This is a genomic window from Pseudescherichia sp., from assembly GCF_031987975.1.
Lineage (GTDB): Bacteria > Pseudomonadota > Gammaproteobacteria > Enterobacterales > Enterobacteriaceae > Pseudescherichia.
Genome location: NZ_DALZYX010000001.1, coordinates 545476 through 567901 on the forward strand (window position 1 = coordinate 545476; position 22426 = coordinate 567901).

Annotated in this window: 27 protein-coding genes; 14 read left to right on the plus strand and 13 right to left on the minus strand. The window is 54.9% G+C overall.

What is annotated here, in order from left to right; genetic code table 11:
- Nucleotides 1-25 precede the first annotated feature (25 nt).
- The 4 genes from RTN40_RS02705 to RTN40_RS02720 form a co-directional block, all read right to left on the minus strand.
- Entirely contained in the window at nt 26-523 is a 498-nt protein-coding gene (locus RTN40_RS02705) for an HNH endonuclease (protein WP_312227082.1), read from the minus strand.
- Nucleotides 520-2130, minus strand: coding sequence for a DEAD/DEAH box helicase (locus RTN40_RS02710; protein WP_312227083.1), 1611 nt, complete (start codon nt 2128-2130; stop codon nt 520-522). Before RTN40_RS02710 ends, RTN40_RS02705 begins: the two co-directional genes overlap by 4 nt.
- 426 nt (nt 2131-2556) lie before the next feature.
- The gene (locus tag RTN40_RS02715; protein WP_312227084.1) at nt 2557-2853 is read right to left on the minus strand and encodes a hypothetical protein; all 297 of its coding nucleotides are present in this window, start codon (nt 2851-2853) and stop codon (nt 2557-2559) included.
- Entirely contained in the window at nt 2837-3070 is a 234-nt protein-coding gene (locus RTN40_RS02720; RefSeq protein WP_312227085.1) for a helix-turn-helix transcriptional regulator, read from the minus strand. Before RTN40_RS02720 ends, RTN40_RS02715 begins: the two co-directional genes overlap by 17 nt.
- Nucleotides 3071-3189: 119 nt before the next feature.
- Between RTN40_RS02720 and RTN40_RS02725 the strand changes: the two genes are divergently transcribed.
- The 13 genes from RTN40_RS02725 to cmoB all read left to right on the plus strand — a co-directional run bounded on the left by RTN40_RS02725 (nt 3190) and on the right by cmoB (nt 11160).
- On the plus strand, nt 3190-3879 hold the full coding sequence (locus RTN40_RS02725; protein ID WP_312227086.1) for a helix-turn-helix transcriptional regulator: 690 nt from the start codon (nt 3190-3192) through the stop codon (nt 3877-3879).
- A gap of 180 nt (nt 3880-4059) precedes the next feature.
- Nucleotides 4060-4380: a hypothetical protein gene (locus RTN40_RS02730; RefSeq protein ID WP_312227087.1), complete on the plus strand. Its 321-nt coding sequence runs from the start codon at nt 4060-4062 to the stop codon at nt 4378-4380.
- Nucleotides 4381-4744: 364 nt separating this feature from the next.
- A complete protein-coding gene (locus RTN40_RS02735; RefSeq protein WP_312227088.1) occupies nt 4745-4969 on the plus strand; it encodes a hypothetical protein in 225 nt (74 codons plus the stop codon).
- Nucleotides 4970-5347 carry a hypothetical protein gene (locus RTN40_RS02740; RefSeq protein ID WP_312227089.1) on the plus strand — a complete coding sequence of 126 codons (378 nt, stop codon included), beginning with the start codon at nt 4970-4972 and terminating at the stop codon, nt 5345-5347.
- Complete coding sequence (locus RTN40_RS02745) at nt 5331-5906, plus strand: hypothetical protein (RefSeq protein ID WP_312227090.1); 576 nt, start codon at nt 5331-5333, stop codon at nt 5904-5906. The genes RTN40_RS02740 and RTN40_RS02745 overlap by 17 nt, the downstream gene beginning before the upstream one ends.
- Before the next feature lie 51 nt (nt 5907-5957).
- Nucleotides 5958-6179 carry a hypothetical protein gene (locus RTN40_RS02750; RefSeq protein WP_312227091.1) on the plus strand — a complete coding sequence of 74 codons (222 nt, stop codon included), beginning with the start codon at nt 5958-5960 and terminating at the stop codon, nt 6177-6179.
- On the plus strand, nt 6172-6384 hold the full coding sequence (locus RTN40_RS02755; protein ID WP_312227092.1) for a hypothetical protein: 213 nt from the start codon (nt 6172-6174) through the stop codon (nt 6382-6384). The genes RTN40_RS02750 and RTN40_RS02755 overlap by 8 nt, the downstream gene beginning before the upstream one ends.
- A 210-nt stretch (nt 6385-6594) precedes the next feature.
- Complete coding sequence (locus RTN40_RS02760) at nt 6595-6840, plus strand: excisionase family protein (protein WP_312227211.1); 246 nt, start codon at nt 6595-6597, stop codon at nt 6838-6840.
- Between the two features lie 55 nt (nt 6841-6895).
- The gene (locus RTN40_RS02765; RefSeq protein ID WP_312227093.1) at nt 6896-8209 is read left to right on the plus strand and encodes a site-specific integrase; all 1314 of its coding nucleotides are present in this window, start codon (nt 6896-6898) and stop codon (nt 8207-8209) included.
- Nucleotides 8191-8961 carry a DUF72 domain-containing protein gene (locus RTN40_RS02770; protein WP_312227212.1) on the plus strand — a complete coding sequence of 257 codons (771 nt, stop codon included), beginning with the start codon at nt 8191-8193 and terminating at the stop codon, nt 8959-8961. The genes RTN40_RS02765 and RTN40_RS02770 overlap by 19 nt, the downstream gene beginning before the upstream one ends.
- A gap of 51 nt (nt 8962-9012) precedes the next feature.
- On the plus strand, nt 9013-9408 hold the full coding sequence (locus RTN40_RS02775; RefSeq protein ID WP_312227094.1) for an MAPEG family protein: 396 nt from the start codon (nt 9013-9015) through the stop codon (nt 9406-9408).
- A 40-nt stretch (nt 9409-9448) separates the two neighbouring features.
- Nucleotides 9449-10192 (plus strand): carboxy-S-adenosyl-L-methionine synthase CmoA, encoded by a 744-nt coding sequence (gene cmoA, locus RTN40_RS02780; RefSeq protein ID WP_312227095.1) that lies wholly within the window; start codon nt 9449-9451, stop codon nt 10190-10192.
- Nucleotides 10189-11160, plus strand: coding sequence for a tRNA 5-methoxyuridine(34)/uridine 5-oxyacetic acid(34) synthase CmoB (gene cmoB, locus RTN40_RS02785; protein ID WP_312227096.1), 972 nt, complete (start codon nt 10189-10191; stop codon nt 11158-11160). The genes cmoA and cmoB overlap by 4 nt, the downstream gene beginning before the upstream one ends.
- Before the next feature lie 123 nt (nt 11161-11283).
- Here cmoB and cutC read toward each other — a convergent pair whose 3' ends face one another.
- Nucleotides 11284-12030: a copper homeostasis protein CutC gene (gene cutC / locus RTN40_RS02790; protein WP_312227097.1), complete on the minus strand. Its 747-nt coding sequence runs from the start codon at nt 12028-12030 to the stop codon at nt 11284-11286.
- A 16-nt stretch (nt 12031-12046) separates the two neighbouring features.
- Complete coding sequence (locus RTN40_RS02795; protein WP_312227098.1) at nt 12047-12613, minus strand: VOC family protein; 567 nt, start codon at nt 12611-12613, stop codon at nt 12047-12049.
- A 245-nt stretch (nt 12614-12858) separates the two neighbouring features.
- Between RTN40_RS02795 and argS the strand changes: the two genes are divergently transcribed.
- Nucleotides 12859-14592, plus strand: coding sequence for an arginine--tRNA ligase (gene argS / locus RTN40_RS02800; RefSeq protein WP_312227099.1), 1734 nt, complete (start codon nt 12859-12861; stop codon nt 14590-14592).
- A 47-nt stretch (nt 14593-14639) separates the two neighbouring features.
- Here the strand turns inward: argS and RTN40_RS02805 are convergent, their stop codons facing one another.
- From RTN40_RS02805 to cheY, 7 genes are all read right to left on the minus strand, one after another.
- Nucleotides 14640-15779, minus strand: coding sequence for a glycoside hydrolase family 105 protein (locus RTN40_RS02805; RefSeq protein WP_312227100.1), 1140 nt, complete (start codon nt 15777-15779; stop codon nt 14640-14642).
- Nucleotides 15780-17366 (minus strand): MFS transporter, encoded by a 1587-nt coding sequence (locus tag RTN40_RS02810; RefSeq protein ID WP_312209290.1) that lies wholly within the window; start codon nt 17364-17366, stop codon nt 15780-15782.
- Nucleotides 17367-17608: 242 nt separating this feature from the next.
- A complete protein-coding gene (locus RTN40_RS02815; RefSeq protein WP_409418506.1) occupies nt 17609-17992 on the minus strand; it encodes a flagellar protein FlhE in 384 nt (127 codons plus the stop codon).
- A gap of 11 nt (nt 17993-18003) precedes the next feature.
- A complete protein-coding gene (gene flhA, locus RTN40_RS02820; RefSeq protein WP_312227102.1) occupies nt 18004-20082 on the minus strand; it encodes a flagellar biosynthesis protein FlhA in 2079 nt (692 codons plus the stop codon).
- Nucleotides 20075-21229: a flagellar biosynthesis protein FlhB gene (gene flhB / locus RTN40_RS02825; RefSeq protein ID WP_312227103.1), complete on the minus strand. Its 1155-nt coding sequence runs from the start codon at nt 21227-21229 to the stop codon at nt 20075-20077. The genes flhA and flhB overlap by 8 nt, the downstream gene beginning before the upstream one ends.
- 145 nt (nt 21230-21374) lie before the next feature.
- On the minus strand, nt 21375-22019 hold the full coding sequence (gene cheZ, locus RTN40_RS02830; protein WP_312227213.1) for a protein phosphatase CheZ: 645 nt from the start codon (nt 22017-22019) through the stop codon (nt 21375-21377).
- 13 nt (nt 22020-22032) lie between these two features.
- On the minus strand, nt 22033-22422 hold the full coding sequence (gene cheY / locus RTN40_RS02835; RefSeq protein ID WP_312227104.1) for a chemotaxis response regulator CheY: 390 nt from the start codon (nt 22420-22422) through the stop codon (nt 22033-22035).
- Between the last annotated feature and the right edge of the window lie 4 nt (nt 22423-22426).

The window sequence follows — 22426 nt, forward strand, 5'->3', positions numbered from 1 at the left end:
CTTTGCTGCTTGTGCAGTTTTGAGATTAGTTCTCACGATAAAACCTCAAATCAAAGTTGTTCTTAACAAAATCTTCACGTGCGCTGATGGCCGCCGTTAAATCATTAAACCGGCCGAGGAAGAAACGCTTACCATTGCAGTTAGCTTGAGCGATCCATTTACAACTTTTATCACTCCAGTAAACGCCCTTAACCCCGCTCTTGTTATCCGCCCGTAATTTGGCATTAATAGCGTTCTGCTGAGGGTCACACTCGCGCAAGTTCTCCCAGCGGTTGTCATCGCGTTTACCATTCTCATGGTCTATAAATTCGGGCATTCTTCCCGTCATATACAGCCATGCCAATCGGTGGGCTTTATATCGCTTTCTCTTAATCAAAATATTCACATATCCGTGCGTGCATGTGGTCCCGGCAACATCACCAGCATTGACGCAATAGCTGGGCTTGATGAGCCAGGTAAACACACCCGTTTCTGCTGAGTAATGGAAGAGGCGTTTTAATTCCGCCTGACTTAAGCGCTTCATACTCGTTTCCCTAACTGCTGTCTGATGTCGCTAATCACTTTCTGTGCCTGATGAATTGACGCGGGAGCCTCCGATTTGTGAGCCTCTTCCATGCGTCTGGACTTACCCTTCGCAAAAGCAATCTGCTTGTGCTTGATAAAGTTCGAAACCGTGGGGGTAATATCCATCGGATAGTCGCTCAGTCCGCGTGGCCACTCCCCGAAACGTTCATGGAACGTGTGCTTACACCAGCCGTCGCTTACCGGTTTTTTACCCAAGGATTCGCGCTGCTTCTGGTAAAACTTGATCTGACTCCACCAGGCTTGCTTCTCGGCCTTCGTGGGCTGCGGCTTGTCCTTACCCAACTTTTTGAGCTTGCGCCCGGTGTCGGTTTCGATGTCCTCGCCTGCCAGCGGCTTATGTCCGCATTTCGGGCAGACGTAGACGCCAGCCGGTTTCATGTAGTGGCATTGTGAGCATTCGTGCGGCAGCTTCTCTTCGCGTTCCTCAGCTGCGCGGCGTGCGCTTTCCTCCATGCCGTCAGATTTACCGGGGAGATCGTCATACTCGATAGAATCCGGATAACCCAGGCGGTGAACGGTACCGCTATGATCAAAGATGAGGCAGGACTCTTTTCCCGGGGCGGTGCGAAGGCCGCGTCCCAGCGCCTGCAGCCAGCGAATTTCGCTTTTGGTTGGCCTGGCGTAGATGATGCAGCGAACGTCGCTGTCGAACCCGGCCACCAGCACGCCTACGCTGACGATGATTTTCGTAGCGCCTGTTTCGAAGCGGTGGATGATGGTCTGGCGTTCGTCGACCGGGGTATCAGCGGTCATTACCTCGGCATTTACGCCAGCCTGATTAAACTGGATGGTAAGAAAATTGGCGTGGGCTACATTAACGCAGAACGCGATCGTCGGCAGGTCATGGCCATTCTCCAGCCAGTTCTGGACGATATCGCCGACCAGCGTCGAGCCGCACATGATCTCGGCCAGCTGGGCTTCGTTATAGTCGGTACCGAACTCCATTGATGATGCTGATTTCACGCCTTTCAGATCCGGCTTAGTGGGCGCGTAAAACTCGTATTTACTCAAATCACCGCGCTGGATCAGCTCGCCGATAGTGGTCGGTTTGATGAGCCGGTCATAGTAATTACCCAGGAACGGTGAGAACGGTGTGCCCGACAAACCAATAACCTTCACTCCGCTGGCGCGCAGCCGTTCAATGTCCTGCAGGATGCGTTTTTTACGCAGGTGCGCTTCGTCGATAATCAGCAGATCGATGTCTTCCGGGAAAACGCGACGGATCAGCGTGTCAGCACTGGCAATCTGGATTTTCAGAGACGGATCGTGATTCGGATGATCCGCCCAGATATAGCCAATCTCATCACCCGGCAAGCCATATTCCACAAAGCGGCTGGCTGTCTGCTCAATCAAGATGGTGTACGGCGCGCAAAACAGAACACGCATGCCACGGCTGACGAACCCGGCAACGATGAAGGCAGCCAGTCCTGTTTTACCGCTACCGGTTGGCGAGTACACCATGAAGGTGTCGTGTGCCTTCCAGTCACGGCGCAACATGTTCAGCGCGCGATCCTGTGCAAAGTTCGGTGTGATAGTCAGCTGCATTGTGCTGCCCCCGCGGTAATGAGATAATAATTTTGTGATGTGGTGTTCATGGATACCTCTTCACATGGCTGGCAGCCTCCCCTAAGGTTGCCAGCCTCCTTTCTGAATCAGCTCCCCTGAAAAGCACTCTTCCAGGAAGAACCTTCCACAATTCTCTGCGCCTTCAGCTTGTGTACTACCTTGCTGGTACTGGCGGCTTTTTTGGTTTAGCCCTTAAGACAGGGATCTACCTAACCTATGGATCTCTCCTGTTGGAAAAGGCCCTATTCCTACCCCTACACCCAATCCCCCCTTACCCCCCTTTCCCTCTTCCCCATAAAAACGTACTATTTCCCTAGTACATATGAGGAATCGGGTAAGGCGTTTTGCAGCCTGATCAGGCACCTTCAAGCCTGTTGTGTTCGGGTACCTTTAAACCCGAATTAATCAGGAGTGCTGTTGCGCTCCTGCCAGGGGTGGTTCGGCGGTATACCCCTGCAAAGCCCTGCCCTGGTTCTTCACAAAAAGTCGGAGCCGGGTATTTGCTTCATGCCTGGCCCGGTTTTCCTGTCGGAAACTTACGGGCTCAGCGTCTAAGGCTTCCTGATAGACCGCTGCATATCGTTGAACTGCTTTTTGCCTAGCCGTTGGTGTTAGGATCAGCAGCTGCTGCTTAATCCACTCTGAATCTGCCTGGCTAAACCTTTCAGGCATAACCAGGCCATCATTACGGGTGATTTCCATCAGCACAGAACCTTTCGGGATAGAGGATCTGAATCTCGGTTAATTCCGCGCTGAACAATCTGGCCAGCTTCTCTGCAACTTCGGGAGATGGCCTCTGTATACCTCGCTCCATTCGACTAAGATTACCGGGGTCGCACTTGATGGATGATGCAACCTCCTGAATGGTCATCTTTGCTTTGAGGCGAGCTTTGCGTAGCGGTGTAGTTAACATGCGCATTACTCCATATGTGTTTCAGACATAATATGCGCATAAAACATATTATGCAAGCAAGGTTGTGTAAGGTGCAAAATTATGTATAAAATACAAATTAAATAACATTTGGCGGGGATGCTGTTATGAACGTAGGGCAACGCATTAGAGAGCTGCGAAAAGCAAAAAAAATGACAATCAATCAGCTGGCCACCCTGACTGACTGGGATGTGGGTAACATCTCACGGCTAGAACGCGGCATGCAGGGCTATAGTGAAGCCAGCCTCAAAAAAATTGCTAAGGCATTAGAAGTTCCGCTATCAGAGCTATTCTCTTTCCCGGACAAAAACGATACTGTAGATAAATACAGTATTGATTCACTTCCGTCGGAAAGGAGAAGTGACGTGTATCGAGTTGATGTAATGGATGTTTCGGCAAGCGCGGGCACAGGAAACTCAGTCAAGGACTTTATCGAAGTCGTAAGCTCAATAGAGTACGTGACAGAAGAGGCCAGAAACCTCTTTGGGCATCGGCCAGCGAATCAGGTCAAGCTCATTAACGTTCGCGGCGATAGCATGCAGGGAACAATCGAGCCTGGAGATCTGATTTTCGTTGATGTAGCCGTGAATCACTTTGACGGTGATGGGATCTATGTTTTTAATTTTAGCGGCGATCTCTTCGTTAAACGCCTCCAAAAAATCAAAAGCCAATTACACGTGCTGTCCGACAATCCCCAGTACAGAGAATGGCTGATTACCGATGAAGAGATGGACATGCTTCATGTTTGCGGAAAGGTGCTACTAAGCCAATCGCAGCAATTCCGCCGCCACGCATAACAGCTGATCCCCGACACTTGAAAGAGCCTAACGGCTCTTTTTTTTGTGCATAAAACAAACTTTTTAATGACTACAAAACAGATGGTTAGCACTTTTGTATGTTTGTAAAACATAAATATGTTTGACAGACATTTTTAGCGATCGTATGCTTATTTCATCGCTAAACAGTGGAGCCAGAAAATGACCAGCAAGCCAACAACCGAAAAATTTTATCAGTTAGTAGATATCAAAGACTTTTGTTACAGCAAAGATTGCTCTGATATTAATTATGGTGAAATTGCATCTGATTGTGACACCAAAACTATTTCCATCCTTGAGGCAATTAATCATATCAGCTTAAGTATTTTTAATCTTTCTGAAGAAGATGAAATAACTAAAGAGAAATTAGGCAATCTTTCCTGTGTAATTGCGGATCTTGCTGAGCTTGGCATTGCCACTAATAAAATATCTCAAACAGCCGCCTATCTTTCAGGTGTACAGGACGGCAATAATGTCGCATGAAATAAGTCTAGACCAGGCTGCTGCACGCGCACATCAAGCGGAGATAATCTGCCGCATGATGGAATCTTACCCTGACAAAATGGCCGAATCCGAAGTGTTAGCTATTGCCTCTCTGCTGAGGCGCTTGACAGGTGACGTCAGCGCTTGGCTCATCGAAGAGCAAGCCTCTAAAAAATAGCTATCTAATAATCGCAAATATTACCATTAATTAATTACAGCTTTATCGTTGGGGAAAAACACACCCATATATAAGGTAAGCATCATGATAAATAAATCAGCTTTTATAACCGCTCGTTTGTTATGTGACGCCGGTTATTGGGATGTTGCGATACTTTTCCTAAGAAAAGCATACGGGAGATAAACCATGTCTATTAAAGAAAGACAGGATATTCAGGAAGTGAATATAAAGGCAGAGCAACTCAATTTCCTTATGCAAACCATGCACGCCCATCATAAGGATTTTGATACATTCCAGCTCAACGCCCTTTTGGGTATGGCTTATGACCTTGCCGGAGCAGTTTATTCGTGGACTGAGGAAGAAGAAAAAATAGTGCTGGCGAATGAAGACGAAAAGAGAAGGGTAATTTAGATGGCTAAATTAATCGAAACTTATCGCCGCCGAATTATTAAATCAGCTCTACAACGCCACATTCGAAAGACAGGCAGCTCTTGTATCGTCATTAGTCAGCCAAAGGGTGAGATCAAAACTCTGGAATTAACTGAGTTTCTTCTCGATGGACTGATGAGCCGTTTCGAAAAGCAGGTGCTGAGCGAGCTTGGGAATGTTGAAGGGGTAAAAGCAGTCAGGGGGATCTATTGCAGCGCCGTAGACGTAAACGGCCGCGGTGAGTTCCTTACGGAAAGCGGTAAAGAGTTAATCGACGAGCTTATTTTAGAGCTGGTCGATTTTGCTAAAAAGCATAAACCAGAAGTAGTGGAGGTGAAGTCTGATGAATCAACAAATTAACCCCGAACCGACATCAACCGGTATCCGTTTTGGGAACCGAGTAATTGGATATTCTGCGGCCATTCGCCAGCTCGATAACGGTCACTATGACAGCCGAATCCCGGACGGCATGGATATTCTGGCATGCATTATGGAAGCGGTAGAAAACTGCTGGATTAGCCTGAGGATCGAGAAAGAAATCATTCTTTGGCGCTGGTTACTGGTCGCTGTCTTCATTACCGAAGAACAGGAAAAAAACGGAACCATTGAAATTGCCAATGACCAGGGCGGCTTCGATACCGCTGTGATCTTTTCCGGTAAGTACGGCGCAATCAGCGTCTATCCAGCACCGGAGCGGTTCACGATCGCAAACCACGTTGAAGGCTGCGCCATCCAAAAATATGGCCTTAAGACTGGGCAGCAGCTGGCGCTACGCATGTATCAGGACATGCTCGTGACTGACCATGAGCGTGGTTTTCGACTCTCTGAGCTGGGTCGGGAAGGTTTCGACCTTTTGCACAACAACTTTATTGAACAAATTCAGACCGAAGGTATGCCAGGCATGCCCGTTATGCACTGAGGAGAAAACTCGTGAACACAGTAACGATCAACAACATGGCGGAGGGTCAGCATGTTACTTCAGCAAAAGGTTAATTCGGGTGGCCGCCCGGTTCTGAATATCGATCTGCATGTTCTGCCTGACTTCACTGGCCGCGTCGTTCTTTATATCGAAAACGGGCAGGTGATGTGCGATCGGCGGCTTACAGATGATGAGCTTGTTTGCACTGCAGAGACTTTTATGCAAATGGCCCAGGAAATGGTACTGCGTATTGAGGAGCGTTCCAATGGCTAATGTGAATTACTCGACTGAGCACGGCCCTATAGGGATCGTGCTGACCATTGAGAACGGAAAGGTTATCCACACCCGACCGGTTCAAAACGGAGAGATTACAGCTTCTCTTGAAGAATTTTTATGGATAGCAAGACATGCCGGTTATGAGGTAATTCCGCCAAAGGGAGGAAAGGATAATGACCCTGACAGCGATAAAAATTCCTGAGTGGGTACATTCGAAAGCAGTGCATGTGCTGCTTCAGTTCAGGGCCAGGCGAATCTATCCTAGCCGAATGCACGGATCAGGAAATCTCAGCTTGAAGGTTAATCGGCGCTGGCGCCTTTTATCCCGGGACGATGGTAAAAGCTGGGAGTTAATGAGTCACGAACGCTATAGCAAAGTGAAGGACAGAAAATGAATACATTCACTCAAAAGATGCGTGAAACGCCAGATGTAATCCTGCTCACTCCCAACGATTGGGTTTGTGAAAGTGTTCTAATCGCGGTTACCGGCCTTAAGCCAGGAACTATCCTCCGGGCCAGAAAGGAGTGCTGGATGGTTGGCCGGGAGTATCTTCACGTTTCTCCTGATGGGACCCCTAAGCCGTCCAGTGAGTGCATGTATAACCGTAAGGCGGTAGACGCCTGGGTAGCCTCGATGAAAAATAAACAACCGGGGTGATTTGGTGCCATGAAAAAGGTACTCTCACATTGCTCTTGGGCGTCTGGAGGAATCAATGGGTAAAGTAATATATCCAACAGGCGTCGAAAACCACGGCGGTTCGTTGCGCATCTGGTTTAGTTACAAAGGTAAGCGTGTCAGGGAAAGCCTCGGTGTCCCTGACACCATGAAGAACAGGAAGATTGCCGGGGAACTGCGAACATCGGTATGTTTCGCAATCCGCACAGGGACATTCGACTATGCGGCACAGTTTCCCGAATCACCTCACCTCAAAACTTTTGGGGTAAGTAAGAAAGAAATTACAGTGAAAGAACTTGAAGAAAAGTGGCTGGATCTGAAAAAGATGGAAATTTCTTCGAATGCACTCAATCGCTATGAGTCGGTCGTAAGAAATGTTATTCCACGGATCGGTGGGGGCAGGCTGGCATCCTCGGTGACTAAAGAAGAATTACTGTACGTCAGGAAAGATTTGCTGACCGGGAATCAGGCCCGATTGAAAGGTAAGGATCTGACCAAAGGCCGAAGCGTTGTTACGGTAAATTATTACATGACAACGATCGCCGGAATGTTTCAGTTTGCTGCTGATCACGGCTACTTAGAGGCGAATCCGTTTGAAGGTATTAAGCCGCTGAAGAAAGCCAGGGTAGAGCCAGATCCGCTTACTCGTGACGAATTTATCCGTCTAATTGATGCATGCCGGCATCAACAGACAAAAAACCTGTGGTCACTGGCAGTGTACACAGGGGTGCGTCACGGGGAGCTGCTCTCCCTGGCCTGGGAGGATATCGATCTTAAAGCGGGAACAATAACAGTACGCCGCAATTATACGAAACTAGGCGAGTTCACTCTACCAAAAACTGAGGCCAGCACGAACAGAGTGATTCACCTGATAGAACCCGCGGTTAGCGTCCTGAGAAACCAGGCTGAAATGACAAGGCTGGGCAAGCAGCACCACATCGATGTTCAGTTGCGCGAGTATGGCCGAACCGAGCGGCATGACTGTACCTTTGTCTTCAACCCTCAGTTAGTCAGGCGCAGTGAGCAGGTGGGTTTTGTTTATAAGGTCGATTCGATAGGTGACTCCTGGGACTCGGCGGTTAAGCGGGCAGGCATTAGGCACAGGAAAGCCTATCAGTCTCGCCATACGTACGCATGCTGGTCATTGTCAGCTGGAGCTAACCCCAGCTTCATTGCCAGCCAGATGGGCCACGCTAGCGCACAGATGGTGTTCAATGTGTACGGAGCGTGGATGGCTGACAGTAGCTCAGAGCAAATAGCGATGCTCAATCAGAAACTGGCCGCCTTTGCCCCATCAATGCCCCATAGCCTACAGGGGAGCAATGGGGCACTATTAAAATCAGTCAGTTAGTTAACGTTACCCTTCATGTTAACTGCGTGGAGGGTAATACCACGCTGTATGCCCTGCCGAAGGCCGATATCGTGGCGCGCTGGTACGCCCAGACCAGCGACAGCTTTCGCTTCTGCTTTAAGTTCCCGGCGACCATCTCCCACCAGGCGCGGCTGCGCCAGTGCGGCGATCTCACCGAAGAGTTTTTTAGCCGCATGGCCCCTCTGGCGGAACGGATTGGCCAGTACTGGCTTCAGCTGCCCGCCTCGTTTGGCCCTCAGGATCTTCCCGCACTATGGGCTTTCCTCGACGGCCTGCCCGAAGCGTTCAGCTACGGGGTAGAGGTACGCCATCCTGAGTTTTTTGCCAAGGGCGAAGCGGAAACGCAGCTCAACCGGGGGCTACATACGCGCGGCGTCAACCGCGTGATCCTCGACAGCCGTCCGGTGCACAGCGCCCTTCCCCGCAGCGAAGCGGTGATTGAAGCCCAGCGCAAGAAGCCCGTGGTGCCGGTTCACGCGGTGGTCACGGCGCTGAACCCAATGGTGCGCTTTATCGGCAGTGACGACATGACGCAGAACAGCGCCCTGTTCGCCGTCTGGCTGGAGAAGCTGGCCCAGTGGGAGCAGAACACGACCCCCTATCTTTTCCTGCATACGCCGGATATTGCCGAGGCGCCGGTGCTGGTTGATACCCTGTGGCCAGCGCTGCAGCGCGCCGTGCCGTCCGTTGGCCCTGCGCCATCAATTCCGCAACAAACTTCTCTTTTCTGAAGCAGGCGCTATCATAGAGGCGTACCCTTTCCGGGCTTAAATGGAGTTTCTATGGTAAGCGCGCTGTATGCCGTGCTGGGTGTCCTGCTGCTGATTAAGTTCTCTTTTGACGTTGTGCGCCTGCGCATGCAGTATCGGGTGTCGATGGGTGACGGTGGCTTTAGTGAGCTACAGACCGCCATCCGCATTCACGGCAACGCAGTAGAGTATCTTCCCGGCGGTCTGATCCTGCTGCTGTTTATGGAGATGAACGGGGCAGAAACCTGGATGGTGCATGTTTGCGGGCTGCTGCTGATCGTTGGTCGCCTGATGCACTACTACGGTTTGCATCACCAGCTGATGCGCTGGCGGCGTTCTGGCATGAGCGCGACCTGGTGTTCGCTGGTGCTAATGGTGCTGGCAAACCTCTGGTACATGCCCTGGGAGTTGGTTTTCTCTGTGCATTAGCGCACAATACGCCACTTTTGTTTTCTCGGATTTTTACGTTATGTCTCACCGCGACACGCTTTTCTCTGCGCCTATCGCCAGCCTGGGTGACTGGACATTCGATGAACGGGTAGCCGAAGTCTTCCCGGACATGATCCAACGCTCCGTTCCCGGCTACTCCAACATTATCTCCATGATCGGCATGCTGGCGGAGCGTTTCGTGCAGCCCGCCACCCAGGTCTACGATCTGGGCTGCTCGCTGGGCGCGGCCACGCTCTCTGTACGCCGTAATATCGCCCATCCGGACTGTAAAATTATTGCCGTTGATAACTCTCCGGCGATGGTGGAACGCTGCCGCCGCCATATTGACGCCTATAAAGCGCCAACGCCGGTTGAGGTCATTGAGGGCGATATTCGTCATATCCGCATTGAAAACGCGTCGCTGGTGGTGCTGAACTTTACCCTGCAATTTATTGAGCCAGCTGAACGCCAGGCGCTGCTGGACAACATCTATCAGGGCCTGAATCCGGGCGGCGCGCTGGTGCTCTCCGAAAAGTTCAGCTTTGAGGATGCCACCACGGGCGAGCTGCTGTTTAACATGCACCACGATTTCAAACGTGCCAACGGCTACAGCGAGCTGGAGATCAGCCAAAAGCGCAGCATGCTGGAGAACGTAATGCTCACCGACTCCGTGGAGACGCACAAGGCCCGCCTGCGCCAGGCCGGGTTTGAGCATAGCGAACTCTGGTTCCAGTGCTTTAACTTTGGTTCGCTGGTGGCACTGAAAGCAGGAGCGTCGGCATGATCGAGTTCGGTAACCTCTATCAGCAGATTGCTAAAGGCACGCTCGCTCACTGGCTGGAGACCCTTCCCGCGCAGATCGCTACCTGGCAACGCGGCGCTTTGCACGGTCAGTTTAAGCAGTGGACCAACGCGGTAGAGTTTCTGCCGGAGATGCAGCCGTACCGCCTCGATCTGCTGCACAGCGTGACGGCGGAGAGCGAAACTCCGCTCAGTCCAGGCCAGATCAAGCGCATCGATACGCTGCTGCGTAACCTGATGCCGTGGCGCAAGGGACCGTTCTCGCTCTATGGCGTCAACATCGATACCGAGTGGCGTTCCGACTGGAAGTGGGATCGCGTCCTGCCGCACCTCTCAGACCTGACCGGGCGCACGATCCTCGACGTGGGCTGCGGCAGCGGCTATCACCTGTGGCGAATGGTGGGCGCAGGTGCACAGCTGGCGGTAGGTATCGACCCGACCCAACTGTTCCTCTGCCAGTTCGAGGCGGTGCGCAAGCTGCTGGGCGGCGATCAGCGGGCGCACCTCCTGCCGCTGGGCATTGAGCAGCTTCCGGCGCTGAACGCGTTTGACACGGTCTTCTCGATGGGCGTGCTCTATCATCGCCGCTCGCCGCTGGAGCACCTGTGGCAGCTTAAAGATCAGCTGGTGAGCGAAGGCGAGCTGGTGCTGGAGACGCTGGTAGTGGAAGGCGATGAACGCACGGTGCTGATCCCCGGCGACCGCTATGCCCAGATGCGCAACGTCTACTTTATCCCCTCCGCGCTGGCACTGAAAAACTGGCTGGAGAAGTGTGGTTTTGTTGATGTACGTATCGTTGACGTCTGCCAGACCACCACCGAGGAGCAGCGCCGTACCGACTGGATGATCACCGAGTCGCTGGCGGAGTTCCTCGATCCAAACGACTCCAGCAAGACGATTGAGGGCTACCCGGCCCCGCTGCGTGCGGTATTGATCGCGAAGAAGCCGTAACGTGGTAGCCAACACAGTTGCAGTTTGAAATAGGCAGGAAAAAAAATGGCCCCTGTTGAAATGGCAGGGGCCTGGTACAAAGCAAGCATCATATTGGGCGACATGATGTGCGGTAAAAAAGGGTCAGAACACACGATGACGGGTCATCATCGCTTTCATTTCCGCTACAATTTCACCGTCTACGCAGTAGCGTAGATACTCATCCGACAGCGCGTCGGATGACATCGACAATCCCTGTTGACGGTAACGCATGGGTGAAGGCGTCCACATTCCTGCAGAGCTGTGCACCTCCTCTACCCCTGCGTCCAAAAACAGCTGCAGGTTGCTGGTTCTAACACCAGCACCAGCCATAATGATTGGAGCACCGGATCGTGCTTTTAGTTCCGTAATTAATGAAAGTCCTTTCTCCGCTGACGCCTTTTGCCCCGAAGTCAGGATGCGTGACACGCCCAAATCGGCTAGTTTATCAACGGCTTCCTGAGGCTTAATGCACATATCAAAAGCGCGATGAAAAGTGACTGCCATCCCCTCTGCGGCCTGCATAATTTGTCGCATTCGGGGCACATCGACCTTGCCGTCCTCATCCAGCACGCCGATAACCAGGCCCGGAAAGCCAAGCGCTTTGATCAGCCTGACGTCATCCAGCATGGCGCTAAACTCATCGTCGGTGTAGCAGAAGTCGCCCCCGCGCGGACGAATAATCGGATGCACGGGAATCGTCACCGTCTCGCGTACCAGCCGCAGAACGCCGTGGGAGGGCGTCAGTCCACCCTCTTTCGGCGCCGCACAAAGCTCGATGCGATCCGCCCCGTTGAGCTGGGCGGTTTCGGCGCTTGCCTGGCTATAACAGCAGATCTCCAGCAGAGCCATTTTTGCCTCCTCTGTTCTACGCGTCGCTTTCGCTCGCGACGATCTCCTCGATGGACCAGGGATGAAATTTCACCGTTACCGTGCCATCGGTCACGGCAAGGGTTGGGTTGGGCAGGCGTTCGTGCTCACCTTTAGGCGAGCTGGTTTTAATGGCAATGCCCGACTGGCGTAGCCCCTCATCCGCCAGCAGCGCCAGCGCCCGGGCGTTAAGGGTCTCCGGCTCGCCGGGCAGGACGATCTCAATATGTTCCCAGCCTTCGTGCGGATAGCGTTTTTCGCCCGGCCACGGCAGCTCCACTACCGTAAAGGACCAGTGCGCCACCTTAACCGGCTGATGCAGCTTAAACAGGCAGATCGGCCGGCCATTAATGATGTTCTCTGAAAGGAGCGTGCCGCACTGCTTAAAGCCGCGACGCCAGCGTTCAGCGGTCGTATTCTGGTGGCAGCGCAGCGAAATGTGATCCGCCTCCAGAGGGGCAATATCCAGCCCCAGCCGGGTGGCAAGTTCTGTTAACGCTTTCGTAAAGCGCGGGAGATCCGCAGAAATATCATGCAATTCGTCAATGGTCTGCCAGTCAGCCATGGTCAACGCCCTCGTTTATCGCAAAGCCGCTAATTTACCCTGTTGTTGAACGCACACCAAACGGCGATTACCCCGTCCAGCAAATGAATGATTATTCACGATTAGCTTGCCGGTTATTTGCGCAAAACCCGCGTCCCGACAGGGCTGACGACAGCAGGCAATTGCAGTATACTCCCGCCTTTACTTATCAACACCCGGACGCGGGCGGCTTTTTGCGCGCTGCGTCGTTAACGTAAGGTATCCCGGTGAATATTCAGGCACTTCTCTCAGAAAAGATTAGTCAGGCACTGATTGCCGCAGGTGCGCCTGCGGATTGCGAGCCGCAGGTTCGTCAGTCAGCAAAAGTACAGTTTGGCGACTACCAGGCCAATGGCGTGATGGCGGTTGCAAAAAAACTGGGTATGCCTCCGCGACAGGTTGCTGAGCAGGTCCTGACTCACCTCGATCTCAACGGCATCGCCAGCAAGGTAGAGATCGCCGGCCCTGGCTTTATCAATATCTTCCTCGATCCGGCATTTCTGGCCGACCAGGTAAACCAGGCTCTGACATCCGATCGTTTGGGCCTCTCCCGCCCGGAGCCGCAGACCATCGTGGTTGATTACTCTGCCCCGAACGTGGCGAAAGAGATGCACGTCGGCCATCTGCGCTCAACCATCATTGGCGACGCCTCCGTGCGTACCCTCGAACTGCTGGGCCACAAGGTGATCCGCGCCAACCACGTTGGCGACTGGGGCACCCAGTTTGGGATGCTGATTGCATTCCTGGAGCTTAAGCAGCAGGAGAACGCAGGCGAGATGGCGCTGGCGGACCTCGAAGCGTTCTATCGTGAAGCGAAAAAGCACTACGACGAAGATGAAGCCTTTGCCGAGCGCGCCCGTGGCTACGTAGTGAAACTGCAGGGCGGGGACGAGTACTGCCGTCAGATGTGGCGCAAGCTGGTGGATATCACCATGGCGCAGAACCAGGTCAACTACGATCGCCTGAACGTGACCCTGACCAGCAAGGACGTGATGGGTGAAAGCCTCTATAACCCGATGCTGCCGGGCATCGTCGCCGATCTGAAAGCCAAAGGGCTGGCGGTGGAGAGCGAAGGCGCAACCGTGGTCTTCCTCGACGAGTACAAAAATAAAGAGGGTGAGCCGATGGGCGTTATCATCCAGAAAAAGGATGGCGGCTACCTCTACACTACCACCGATATCGCCTGCGCCAAGTACCGCTTTGAGACGCTGCATGCCGACCGCGTGCTCTACTACATCGACTCCCGCCAGCACCAGCATCTGATGCAGGCGTGGACCATCGTGCGTAAAGCGGGCTACGTGCCGGAGAGCGTGCCGCTGGAGCACCATATGTTCGGCATGATGCTGGGCAAAGACGGCAAGCCGTTCAAAACCCGTGCCGGCGGTACGGTGAAGCTCTCCGACCTGCTGGACGAGGCGCTGGAGCGCGCCCGCCGTCTGGTCGCCGAGAAGAACCCGGATATGCCTGCCGACGAGCTGGAAAAGTTGGCCAATGCAGTAGGTATCGGCGCGGTGAAGTATGCGGATCTCTCCAAAAACCGCACCACCGACTATATCTTCGACTGGGATAACATGCTGGCCTTTGAGGGCAATACCGCGCCGTACATGCAGTATGCCTACACCCGCGTGCTCTCCGTGTTCCGTAAAGCGGAGATTGACGAGAGCGTGCTGGCTAATGCCAACGTGGTCATCACCGAAGATCGCGAGGCCCAGCTGGCGGCGCGCCTGCTGCAATTTGAAGAGACCCTGAACGTGGTTGCTCGTGAAGGCACGCCACACGTGATGTGCAGCTACCTCTACGATCTGGCGGGCCTGTTCTCCGGCTTCTACGAGCACTGCCCGATCCTGAGCGCCGAGAGCGACGAGACGCGCCTGAGCCGTCTGAAGCTGGCGCAGCTGACGGCGAAAACGCTGAAGATGGGTCTGGATACCCTCGGGATCCAGACCGTCGAGCGCATGTAAGCATCGATGTAAAACAGAAAACCCGGCAAATGCCGGGTTTTTTTATATCAGAAATACTTCCGCAAATACTCGGTCAAACACAAGATTGCCATCGCCTGGCCATACGGCATGGAGGTAAGCGGAATATTGCGGTAGAAATCCAGGTTCGATCCCATTCCAGTCCCGAAGGAGGTTTGCAGCAGCTCCCCTTCCGGCGAAATATTATTCACGATCCCCTTAATCGCTTTATCCGCTACCTCAGCATATTCCGGCCCGACGTAGCGTTTGCGCACCGCTTTCAAAATGCCGTAGGCGAACCCGGCGGTGGCCGAGGCCTCCAGATAGGAGTGCGGATCGTCGAGCAGGGTGTGCCACAGGCCGCTGTCGTCCTGGCATTTCGCCAGGGCGGCGATCTGCGCATTCAGCACCTGCACCAGGTAGCGGCGAACGGCGTTGTTTTCCGGTAAATCCACCAGCTCAAGGAAGTCCGGGATCACAATGGTCAGCCAGCTGTTGCCTCGCGCCCAGCGCGCCTGAGCAAAGTTGTGGTTACCCTCGTAGCTCCAGCCGTGGAACCAGAGACCGGTCTCCCGGTCCATCAGGTTCTGCACGTGCAGCAGGAACTGATAGACCGCCTCTTCGACATACTCCGGGCGATTGAGCAGCTTGCCGATTTTCGCCAAAGGCAGCACGGTCATCATCAGCGTATCGTCCCACATCTGCTGGTGGTTCTCTTCCGCCAGCGTGATGTGCTGCATCCCGCCGTGCTCGGTGCGCGGCATCTCGTTCATCGCCCACTCGGCCCAGCTCTCAAGCCACGGCAGGTATGACGGATTGCGGGTCTCCTCATAGCGGTATGCCAGGGTCAGGAACGGTGCCATGGTGTTGACGTTCTTAGTGGTTGCCCCCTCGGCAAAGCGATCCGCGAACCAGCTATCAATGATCTCACGCATCGTCTCATCGCCGGTCTGGCGATAATAGTGATACATGCCGTACAGCCCCACACCGTGCGTCCACTCCCAGCCCGCCCAGCCTTTGGTATCAATGACGCGCCCGTCGTCTAGTCGCAGTAAAAACTCACCGGATACATCCTGAATATTGACCAGGTTATGGGTCACCTTCTGGATCAGTGCCTTCAGCTCATCCCGGGCAATAAAGCGCGCCGGCTGGCAGAGTAAAGGGCTATGTTTGACAGGATAAACAATCATTTACTTAACCTCTTGCGTATTAAATTCATGGCCGGGGCGATCCTTCAGCGACGGCGCGGCTGGCTTGTTACGATTCAGATAGCCGATATTGTTGTTGCCCCACAGCGACTCGTAAGGCATCCCCGCTAGCATCTCGACGGTGGCCCGCGCCTGCGGGGTGACGGTTTCCGGCATCACGCGGCCAGACTGGCGCATTTTGGCCGTCTCTTCCCGCAGCACGCTGTGGGTTTTCAGGTTCAGCTTAAAGCGCAGCGACACCAGGAAGCCGCAGAGCAGCACCGCCACCGTACCGAAGCAGAGGATCATCAGAATGGTGTGGCTGACGGACTCCGGCTGCGTTTTCTGTCCGGAGACGAAGCCAGAAGCTTGCATCACGATCCCCACCAGCATCACCGCCCCGGCCTGGGAGGCTTTACGGGTCAGGGTCATGATGCCTGCGAAGATCCCTTCCCGGCGCTGACCGGTGATCACCTCATCCACATCGGAGATGTAGGTGTAGGTGTTCCACGGCACGTAGTTGATGCCCCCGCGACCCAGCCCGGCAACGGCGGAGACCAACAGCAGCAGGGAATAGATATCGCTCAGGCCTGCGTAGTAGAGCACGGCGTAGGAGATAGAGCTTAAACCAAACAGCGTCACCACCATCCGGTAGGAGGGCGCGGGTCCAAAGCGGATGCAGAGCGGGATCATGGCGATGACCGCAATGAACTGGAAGATGGCCATGGTACCGAGCAGGTTAGAGGCCAGCGACGCCTCCTGCATCAGGACGAAGACAACGTAGTAGGTAAAGACGGCGTTGAAGACGTCCTGGGCAATATAGCCCCCGAGGTACATGCCCAGATGCTGGCGGAAGATTTTGATGCGCAGGGTAGAGCTGAGTTCGACAAACAGACGGTTCATACTCTGTCGGAAGGTCAGGTGCTTCTTCTCCTCTTCCGCACGCAGGGCGGCTTCTGTCCACTCCTCACGCGGGCGCTCCCAGGTGAAGAACCAGACGAAGGTCAGCATCAGGGCGCAGAGCACCGAGAAGACCAGGCTGGCGTAGAAGAAGGAGACCGGGTTGTCTTTACCAAAGTGGGTGAGCAGGATCCCCGGCAGGAACGAGGCGAGGATCGCTGACATCTGCGCCATGCCAATACGCGCCCCGGAGAACTTGGTCTTCTGTTTGAAGTCGTCGGTCATCTCTGGTACCAGCGTCTCATACGGGACGAGGATCATGGTGTAGACGATATCGAACAGCAGATAGGTGAGCAGGTAGTACCAGAAGCCCATGTCGCCAACCCACATAATGGAGTAGCTAAAGACGCACGGGATGCCGAGCATGATAAAGAACTTACGACGGCCAAAGCGTTTGCCCAGCCAGGTCGAACCAAAGTTATCGGTTAAGAAACCCATTAGCGGGCTGACGACCGCATCCAGCACCCTTGCGGTAGCAAAGATAAAGGTGGCCTCGATAGGCGTTAAACCACAAAACGTTGTGTAGAAGTAGAGGAGCCACGCAGCGGTCAACGCTGTCGTCCCGGCCCCCAAAAAGTCACCGGATCCGTAGGCGAGATAGTTCGCCAGTCCAATTTTACGTGTTTTCATTGCCGCCAACCCTTTTTGTTTTGGGAGTACTTACACGGCTAAAGTAAGAGGATGCGTTCAGATAAACCTTTCTGTTTCTGCCACTGCGCCGACGCGATTGGCAAAAATACAAAGAGTCTCACTACGTGTGTCACTGATTTATAAAACAGTGTTTCTTTTGCATCAAAAGGCGGGGTCAAAAATTGAGAGCCAGCCATCATAATCCCGTTGCAAAGGGTGATGACTGGCGAAGAATGAAGCGGTTAGCGATAGTTTACGATAACCTCATTGCGGCTGACCTTCAGGGCTGGCAGCAGGCGTCCGCCGCCGGGCACTTCCCAGATAAAGCGCAGCGGCTCGGCGGCAGAAATGCCGCTGAAGGCGTGAGTCGTGCCGCTCTTTCCGTCCAGCTCCGTACAGCGGATCTGCGAGCAGAGACGCACCCGCAGCCCGGCCGGCGTCGGGCCATTAAGCTTATAGCGCCACGCCACTAGCGTCATCTGCCCAGAAACGGGCTGGGAGGAGACCAGCGGTCGGGACGACATCGACTCCCCACGATGGTTAAGGGTGATGCCGATGCTGCTCGCCTGCCAGGCACCCTCACCTGTCGCGTGAGCCAGCAGGGGTAGCGCCAGCAGAAGTCCGATTACTCTACGCACTATTTACCTCCAATAGTGGCGGTCATGCGGATATTGCGGTTATCCGACAGCTCCATATTGGAGAGCACCACCAGCTGGGTCAGGCTGCGGCGCAGGAAGCGCGACAGCAGCGGACGCAGGGCATGATTCACCAGCAGCACCGGCGGCGCGCCAAGCATCTCCTGGCGGGCCAGCGCCTCCTGGGTCTGAGCCAGCAGGCGATCCGCCAGCCCCGGCTCCAGGCCGCCGCCGCCCTGTAGCGCCTGTAACAGCAGACGCTCAAGCGGCGTATCCAGACCGATCACCTGCACTTCACCGTTGCCCGGGAACCACTGCTGAGTGATTGCCCTGCCCAGCGCCACGCGTACCACCGCGGTCAGCTCATGCGGATCGCTCTGGATCGGCGCATGCTCGGCCAGGGTCTCCAGAATGGTGCGCATATCACGAATCGGCACCTTCTCATCCAGCAGGTTCTGCAATACCTTGTGCAGAGTGGTAAGGGTGACCACGCCCGGAACCAGATCTTCGGTAAGCTTCGGCATCTCCTGGCTCACGCGATCCAGCAGCTGCTGCGCCTCCTGACGGCCAAACAGCTCGGAGGCGAACTGGCCAATCAGGTGGTTAAGATGGGTTGCCACCACGGTGCTGGCCTCGACCACGGTATAGCCCTGGATCTGCGCCTGCTCTTTCAGGGCGCTTTCGATCCAGATCGCCGCCAGACCAAAGGCCGGATCTACCGTCTGCTCGCCGGGCAACGTGCCCGCTGCCGTGCCGGGGTTAATCGCCAGCCAGCGGCCCGGATAGGCCTCGCCGCTGCCAATCTCTACACCCTTCATCAGAATACGGTAGCGCGCCGGGGGCAGATCCATATTGTCGCGGATGTGCACTACCGGCGGCAGGAAGCCCATATCCTGGGCAAATTTCTTACGGATGCTGCGGATACGCCCGAGCAGCTCGCCATCCTGCTGGAAATCCACCATCGGGATCAGGCGGTAACCCACCTCCATGCCGAGGGAGTCCTCGAGCTGAACGTCGTTCCAGGTGGCCTCTACCGCCTGGTTGTTCTCCGGCATCTTGACTGGCGCAGCCTCAACCGGGGCTTTCTGTTCACGCCCACGCAGCCACCAGGCAAGGCCCAGCAGCCCGGCGGTAAAGAGCAGGAAGACAAAGTTTGGCATGCCTGGCACTAGCCCCAGCAGGCCCAGCACGCCGGCGCTCAGCAGCATCACGCGCGGGTTGCTAAACAGCTGACCCACCATCTGCTGGCCAACGTCCTGATCGGTCGCTACGCGGGTCACAATGACGCCCGCAGCGGTGGAGATCACCAGCGCCGGGATCTGCGCGACCAGCCCGTCACCGATGGTCAGCAGGGTATAGCTCTCTGCTGCATGGCCCATGTCCATGCCATGCTGTAAAACCCCCACCAGCAGGCCGCCGACGACGTTGATCACCATGATCAGGATGCCCGCGATGGCATCGCCACGCACAAACTTACTCGCACCGTCCATGGAGCCATAGAAGTCGGCCTCCTGAGTCACTTCCGAGCGGCGTTTTTTGGCTTCGTCTTCGCCAATCAGACCGGCGTTAAGGTCGGCGTCGATCGCCATCTGCTTGCCCGGCATCCCATCGAGGACAAAGCGCGCGCCTACTTCTGCGATACGCCCGGCACCCTTGGTGATAACCATAAAGTTGATGATGACGAGGATGACAAACACCACGATGCCGATGGCAAAGTTACCACCAACGAGGAAGTGGCCGAAGGCTTCAACCACCTTCCCCGCCGCCGCGCCGCCGGTGTGCCCTTCCATCAGGATGATACGGGTGGAGGCGACGTTCAGCGCCAGCCGCAGCAGGGTAGTAAACAGCAGAATGGTCGGGAACGCGGCGAACTCCAGCGTGCGCTGGGTGAACATCGCCACCAGCAGCACCATGATGGAGAGCGCGATATTAAAGGTAAACAGCAGATCGAGGATGAACGCCGGCAGCGGCAGCACCATCATCGACAGGATAAGCAGAATCAGTATCGGCCCGGCAAGAATCTGCCATTGACCTGATTTCATGTTGCCAGGCAGGCGCAACATCGTCACCAGATTATTCATCAGTGTCCTTCTCGTCGTTCATAAAATCCAGTGCGTCAGGCACCGGAAGATTGGCGGGTTTCACCGGCGCTTGCCCACCAGCGAGCTTCCAGCGTTTGAGCTGCCATACCCAGGCCAGCACTTCAGCTACAGCTGCATACAGCTGACCTGGGATCTGCTGGCCGACATCGGCATGGCGGTAGAGCGCACGCGCCAGCGGCGGCGCTTCCAGCAGAGGAATACGGTTTTCAGCGGCAATTTCACGAATGCGCAGCGCCACCAGTCCGGCACCTTTCGCCAGCACCTTCGGCGCACTCATTTTGTTCTCATCGTAAAGCAGCGCCACGGAATAGTGCGTCGGGTTGGTGACCACTACGTTAGCCTTCGGCACGTCCGCCATCATGCGGCGGCGGGCGGCGGCGCGCTGCATCTGGCGGATACGCCCTTTCACGTGCGGATCGCCTTCGCTCTGCTTATGTTCGTCGCGAATATCCTGGCGGGACATGCGCAGCTTTTTGATATGGGTGTAGATCTGCCAGATTACGTCAAAGCCGACCATTGGGATAATGCCCAGCACCACCAGCAGCACGCAAAGGCCCACCAGGTTAAGGGCGTTACTCATCGCCGTCAGCGGCGACTCGCTCATCAGCCGCATCATATCCGGCCATTTGTGGGTCAAGTAAAGCCCTGCCACGCTGCCCATCAGCACAGCCTTCAGCACCGCTTTAACCAACTCCGCGCCAACCTGCGCAGAAAACAGCCGCTTCAGGCCACTGAGCGGGTTGAGCTTGGAGAACTGGAACTGCAGCGACTTGCCGCTAAATACCAGCCCGCCCAGCAGGATCGGGGCGATTAGCGCCACCAGCACCACGCCGGTAATAAGCGGCAGCAGCGCGATCATCGCCTCTTTGATCAGCAGGATGGTCTGGCCGAGGATCAGATGGGGATCGTTGACGATACCGTGGTCGAAGCGGAGACCGGATGAGAGCAGTCCCGCCAGCCGACGGGCGAGCGACTCCCCTCCAATCCAGATCACGCAGATGCCGACCACCAGGATTAGGAGCGATGTAAGCTCTTTGGAACGGGGAACCTGCCCCTCCTCACGCGCCTTCTCTAGTCGGTGGGGTGTGGGGGCCTCTGTTTTGTCCTCGTTGTCTTCTTCAGCCACGATAGATACTCGCGATACATTTCGTCACGGGTATCATGCCAGACGCCTGAAGAGACAATGGGACAATAAGCTCGCTTTAACACGGCTTTTTTACAGTTTAGGCATAATCCCCGCCCCCCTTTACTAGCAGAGGCAGGGCTTGTTATCAGAACCCGAGACTGTCCAGCAGGTCGTCTACCTGGTCCTGGCTGGCTACGACACCCGCTTTGGTGGTATCGAGCTGCGGCCCGTTGAGCAGGCTTTCGTTCTCGCGCTTCGGACGCGCGGACGGCTCCGGCATATTGTCCAGCAGCACCATCAGCAGCTGACGCTCAATCTCCTGAATCACATCCATCATGCGTTTGATCACCTGACCGGTAAGATCCTGGAAATCCTGCGCCATCATGATGTCCAACAGTTGAGCATTGGTGAAGCTGGTATGGCCCGGCACGTCACCAAGGTACTGGCGAGTGTCTTTGACCAGCTCTTTGGCGTCTGTCAGCTCAATTGGATTCTCAAACCATGCGTCCCAGCGCTTGCTCAGCGATTTAGCGCCGCTTTCCATCGCGTCCTGATGCGGCTGAGATGCTTCAACGCTGTTTAGCGCACGCTCGGCTGCCTGGGCAGTCATCTGCACCACGTAGTCCAGACGATCGCGGGCATCGGGGATCGCTTCCGCCGCTTCGGCAATCGCCTGATCAAGACCAAGCTCACGCAGGCTGTCGCGCAGCATACGCGTCAGGCTGCCGATACGAGCGATAATGTCTCCGGGTGTGTGCTCATCCGAAGGTTTAATTTGCGGTTGCATCATCATCATCCGGTCCTTACATGCCGAGTTTCTCGAAGATCTTACCGAGTTTTTCTTCCAGGGTTGCAGCCGTAAACGGCTTCACCACGTAACCACTTGCACCCGCCTGCGCGGCCGCAATGATGTTCTCTTTCTTCGCTTCTGCGGTCACCATCAGCACCGGCAGCGAAGCCATGGCGCTATTGGCGCGAATGGTCTTCAATAGCTCCAGGCCGTCCATGTTCGGCATGTTCCAGTCGGAGATAACGAAGCCAAAGCCACCCGCCTGGAGCTTGTTCAGCGCGTCTACGCCGTCCTCTGCCTCTTCTACGTTATTGAAACCCAGCTCTTTCAGCAGGTTGCGTACAATGCGACGCATGGTGGAAAAGTCATCCACAACCAGAAACTTGAGCTCTTTGTCCGCCATAAAA